We start from the raw sequence: 4,887 nt of genomic DNA, 5'->3' as shown, positions 1-4,887 counted from the left end.
TGCCAAAGGAGGCTTCGGCCCCTCTCGGAAGAGGGGTTTCGCCCCTTCTGAGGGGCGCTCCCTCTGGACTCCCCTTTTTCATCACCCTGTTAGACTCGATCCGGGATACGTGTTTGCTCCCTGGATTCCAGCCTGCGCTGGAATGACACCAACATCCATCATACGTAAAGATATATACTAGACACTACACTAGCTGGCATCGTAATATTATTGACAATGATACTGTGACCATGCTATTCTAGATATTGTTGAGTAGATTGGTCAACAATAATAAAGTTGGAGCTATGAAGCTTACTACCAGAGGACAATACGCCACCAGAGCTCTCCTCGACCTTGCTCTGCACCAGGACGATGAGCCGGTCCTGCTACGTGATATTGCCCATCGGCAGCAATTCTCGCAGCAGTATCTGGAGCACCTGATTACACCCCTCATCGCAGCAGGAATTATGACCAGCACCCGTGGGCGTAAGGGAGGTGTATCGCTGGGTCGTCTACCGGAGGATATCGGGCTGGATGAAGTCATTCACCTCCTTGAAGGCTCCGTTGAGGTGGTACAGTGCGTCGGTAACCCCGGAGTGTGCCACCGCTCACATCTCTGTGCTGTTCGAGATGTCTGGGAGGAGTTAAAAAAGGCAATCGATGGAGTCCTTCAATCAATAACCCTGCGGGACCTGGTGGAGCGCCAGAAGAATAAGGAACAAACAGCCAAGTGATGTTTTACATCTGTCAGGTCCCGCAATAATAAGGAATGCCCGGACGAGAAAATGCTGGCGGTACAGGGAATAGGGGAATAGAGGGATAAGGATACGACTCATGTTCGATACCCTGCGGGAGGATATCCAGACAGTTTTTAAGGAAGACCCGGCAGCGAGGAGTATACTTGAGGTACTCAGCTGCTATCCGGGGCTGCATGCCCTGTGGAGTCATCGGCTCGCCCGCTTCCTGTGGCGCCACAGGTTGCGCTTACTGGGGCGTGTAGTGTCCCACATCAATCGCTTCTTTACCGGTATCGAAATACACCCCGGGGCCAGGATCGGACGGCGCTTCTTCATAGACCACGGTGCCGGAGTGGTAATCGGTGAGACTGCCGAAATCGGTGACAACGTGCTGTTGTATCAGGGTGTCGTTCTTGGAGGCACCACCCTGAGCAAGGGTAAGCGCCATCCCACAATAGGCAACAAAGTGGTAGTTGGTGCGGGTGCAATAGTCCTGTGTGCAATCACAATCGGAGACGGCGCTAGAATCGGTTCCGGCTCTGTGGTGGTGAAATCGGTGCCACCGGGAGCAACAGTGGTTGGCATTCCGGGAAGAGTCGTCGAGGACCGTCAGAGGACACTCGCCGACCTCGACCACGGACAACTCCCCGACCCCGTAGCCGAAACAATCAGGCTGGTGCTCAGAAAACAGGAGAGGCTGAACGAACGTTTGCGGCGGCTCGAAACCGCGAACGGACTAGCAGTTACCGCATCTGAAGATGACCTGAAAGACTGGCAGCAGGAGGTTGCCAGTGGATTCAGCCAGGGAGGCGGAGTATGAAATCGGATACTCCGCTGATCCACGCAGGACACCGGACACAGTATTGCCGGGCCTCAACTGTGCTATACTGGTGCTTATAAAGGGATGGAAAACTGAAATGGTCAAGAGACGAGTGATGTTTACCTTCCCGCAGGAACATGTCAGAGAACCTATCATCTATACCCTCGGTAACCAGTTCCAGTTAGCTACCAACATCCGCCGTGCCGATATATCCGAGGACAAGGGTTGGGTGGTACTGGAACTGGAGGGCAATCCCGAGGAGATAGAACGGGGAATTGCCTGGGTCACTGCCCGTGGTGTGAGGGTCGACCCTGCTATCGGAGACGGTATCGAAGGATAGAGAATGAAACGCGTGTATCTTGATTATGCGGCAACTACACCGACACACCCTGATGTGGTCAGGGCGATGTTGCCCTATTTCACGGACTCCTTTGGTAACCCTTCGTCCATCTATTCCTATGGACAGGAAGCAAAAGGTGCTATTGAGGAAGCGCGTGAAAAGGTCGCCGCTATCATCGGTGCCCGGGAGGATGAAATAGTCTTCACCAGCGGCGGCACGGAAGCGGACAACTTCGCTATCAAGGGCACCGCATTCGCTCATCAGAATGAGTTCGCTCATCAGAATGAGTTCGCCCATCAGAACAAGTTCGCTCATCAGAACAAGCGCAACCACATCATCACCAGCGCCATCGAGCACCATGCCGTCCTCGAGACATGCCATTTCCTGGAGAGACGCGGCTTCTCGCTGACCTATCTGCCGGTCGATGAGTATGGGCTGGTAGACCCGGCAGAGCTCAAGGAAGTCATTACGGACAATACGGTCCTCGTTTCCATAATGCATGCCAATAACGAAATTGGAACGATACAGCCGATTAAGGAACTGGCGGTCATTGCCAGAGAGGCCGGAGCCTACTTCCATACGGATGCGGTGCAGACCGTGGGTCACATTCCGATAAACGTAGATGAGCTTGGTGTAGACCTGCTTTCGATATCCGCCCACAAGCTGTACGGACCCAAGGGCGTCGGTGCTCTCTACATCAGAAAAGGCACCAGGCTGGTACCCTTCATGCACGGCGGTGGCCAGGAAAGGAACCGGCGCGGCAGTACCGAGAACGTCCCGGCTATTGCCGGCTTCGGTAAGGCGGCCGAGATTGCCCGACAGGAAATGCCGGAAGAGGGCCCGCGTCTCACCATCCTCCGCGACTGCCTCATCAAGAGAATCCTCGAACAGATTGAGGACACACGCCTGAACGGCGACCCGGTAAACAGACTGCCCAATAACGTCAATGTCAGCATCAGCTACGTTGAGGGCGAGTCAATGCTGCTCAATCTTGACCTGGAAGCCATCTGTGCTTCCACGGGTTCCGCGTGCAGCTCGTCCAGCCTCGAAGCATCCCACGTGCTCCTTGCACTCGGCCTGGCTCACGAACAGGCGCACAGTTCGCTGCGGTTCACCATGGGTAAGTGGACCACCGAGGAGGACATAGACCGTGTAATGGAGACACTGCCACAAATCGTTGCCAAGCTCAGGGCTATGTCGCCACTGTTGAAAAGCCGATAGCAGGAGAAAAGCAAATGTCAGACGTTCAGTCATTATACAGCGAGAAGGTGATGGAGCACTTCAGAAACCCCAGAAACGTCGGTGATATGGAGAACCCTGATGGTACCGGGCATGTCGGTAACCCGATATGTGGCGATATCATGGAACTCTATATCAAGGTGGATAACGGCATCATCACCGATGCCAAGTTCAAGACCTTTGGCTGTGGGGCTGCCATTGCCACAAGCTCTATGGTTACCGAGATTGTCAAGGGCAAGACAATAGACGAGGCTCTCAAGATATCCAACCAGGCGGTGGCCGAAGCCCTCGGCGGACTACCGGCGGCCAAGATGCATTGCTCCGTCCTCGCTGAAGATGCCCTGAGGTCGGCCATTGACGATTACCTGGGCAAAGGAAAGGGAACCGGGACCGAGGCATCCGGAGACGAGAAGAACGCCTGAACCGACGTGATGCGTTCAGGAGCTATCACAAAGCACTCTGGTTATACCTTATCCTGATGAAGCGCCCGGCTGACTGTTAGTACTTCTTTGGGTCTGCAACAGGCGATAGAGAATGGAAAACAATATAGAGACACTCAATATCCGACGAGTCACCGAGGAAGTCGCCAACGATATCGAAGACATTGTCGTCAGGGAATTCCCCATGACCATCATTTTCAACGACCGGGAGCTGGTTACGCTCCTTTGCACCCCGAGCAACCTGAAGAACCTGGCGGTCGGGTTTCTCTTCTCGGAGGGCTTTATCGAGAGTAAGGATGAAATCAGGAATGTGACCATCAACGACGGCACCGGTGTTGTCCGGGTGGAAACCGAGGGCGGCGATGAACCTGCCAAAGAAGCACTGTTCAGCCGGTTGATTACATCCGGTTGCGGCCGGGGCGCTTCATTCTACAGCGCCACCGACGTCGCCGGACAGAAGGTGGAATCGCTGCTCAAGATAACGGCCCGGAATATTCTTGCTTTAGCTAGGAAGTTTCAGCACCATTCGGAGACATACAGGGCTACCGGCGGAGTTCACGCGGCAGCCCTGTGTGATTCTGCCGATATCCTCGTCTTCGATGAGGATATCGGGCGGCACAATGCCATGGACAAGGTCTTCGGGGAATGCCTTCTCAAGGATATACCGACCGATGACCGCCTGGTGATTACCAGCGGCAGGATTTCATCGGAGATACTGCTCAAGGTATCAAAGCGAAACGTTCCGATACTGGTCTCAAAGTCGGCACCCACAAACCTGGGGGTGAAGCTGGCCAATGACCTGGGGATTACGCTGATTGGCTTCGTCCGCGGGAAGAGAGCGAACGTTTACACCAACAGTTGGCGGGTCACGGTTGACGGGTAGCGGGTTCAGGTGCGGGTGAGCGGGGACTTCTGACTAGCAGGGTTCAGTATTTAAACAGGTTCATGCTCAAATACCTTTCACCCCTATCCGGTAGAACGGTGGCGACTCTGCCACATTCCCTGGCTACCTGAAATGCAGCATACATGTTTGCGCCAGAGCTTATTCCCACCAGCAGTCCATACTCCCTGGAAAGTTTTCTGGCTGTGTTGACAGCTTCTTCACTTCCCACCGTGATAACGTCGTCAACACTGCTCATGTCTATCAGCTGAGGTATAAAGCCATCGCCGATTCCCTGAATACTGTGTTCGCTGATTCTGGCGTCACTGCCACCAAACATGACGGCCGCCTCCTCCGGTTCCACGGCAACCACTCTGAGTTTCGGATTCGCCTCTTTCATAACACTTGAGATACCCATCAGCGTGCCGCCAGTGCCAACACCGGCCACAACA

At 54.3% G+C, this 4,887-nt stretch carries 7 protein-coding genes; 6 read left to right on the top strand and 1 reads right to left on the bottom strand.

The annotated features are described in order from the left end of the window. Nucleotides 1-284: 284 nt before the first annotated feature. From VMW13_07430 to fdhD, 6 genes are all read left to right on the top strand, one after another. Nucleotides 285-713, top strand: coding sequence for an RrF2 family transcriptional regulator (locus VMW13_07430; GenBank protein HUV44645.1), 429 nt, complete (start codon nucleotides 285-287; stop codon nucleotides 711-713). 100 nt (nucleotides 714-813) lie between these two features. Then, nucleotides 814-1,536, top strand: coding sequence for a serine O-acetyltransferase (gene cysE / locus VMW13_07425; GenBank protein ID HUV44644.1), 723 nt, complete (start codon nucleotides 814-816; stop codon nucleotides 1,534-1,536). Then, nucleotides 1,508-1,876, top strand: coding sequence for an NIL domain-containing protein (locus tag VMW13_07420; protein ID HUV44643.1), 369 nt, complete (start codon nucleotides 1,508-1,510; stop codon nucleotides 1,874-1,876). The genes cysE and VMW13_07420 overlap by 29 nt, the downstream gene beginning before the upstream one ends. Before the next feature lie 3 nt (nucleotides 1,877-1,879). Beyond that, a complete protein-coding gene (locus VMW13_07415; GenBank protein HUV44642.1) occupies nucleotides 1,880-3,097 on the top strand; it encodes an IscS subfamily cysteine desulfurase in 1,218 nt (405 codons plus the stop codon). 14 nt (nucleotides 3,098-3,111) lie between these two features. Beyond that, nucleotides 3,112-3,537, top strand: coding sequence for a Fe-S cluster assembly scaffold protein NifU (gene nifU / locus VMW13_07410; protein ID HUV44641.1), 426 nt, complete (start codon nucleotides 3,112-3,114; stop codon nucleotides 3,535-3,537). Between the two features lie 112 nt (nucleotides 3,538-3,649). Beyond that, nucleotides 3,650-4,438, top strand: coding sequence for a formate dehydrogenase accessory sulfurtransferase FdhD (fdhD, locus tag VMW13_07405; GenBank protein ID HUV44640.1), 789 nt, complete (start codon nucleotides 3,650-3,652; stop codon nucleotides 4,436-4,438). Between the two features lie 43 nt (nucleotides 4,439-4,481). Here fdhD and VMW13_07400 read toward each other — a convergent pair. Next, nucleotides 4,482-4,887: pyridoxal-phosphate dependent enzyme (locus tag VMW13_07400; protein HUV44639.1), on the bottom strand; the 406-nt coding region annotated here is incomplete at its 5' end.

Source organism: Dehalococcoidales bacterium, assembly GCA_035529395.1.
Lineage (GTDB): Bacteria > Chloroflexota > Dehalococcoidia > Dehalococcoidales > Fen-1064 > DUES01.
Note: the sequence above shows the minus strand (reverse complement) of the source record. Positions and strands in the feature narration are given on the sequence as shown.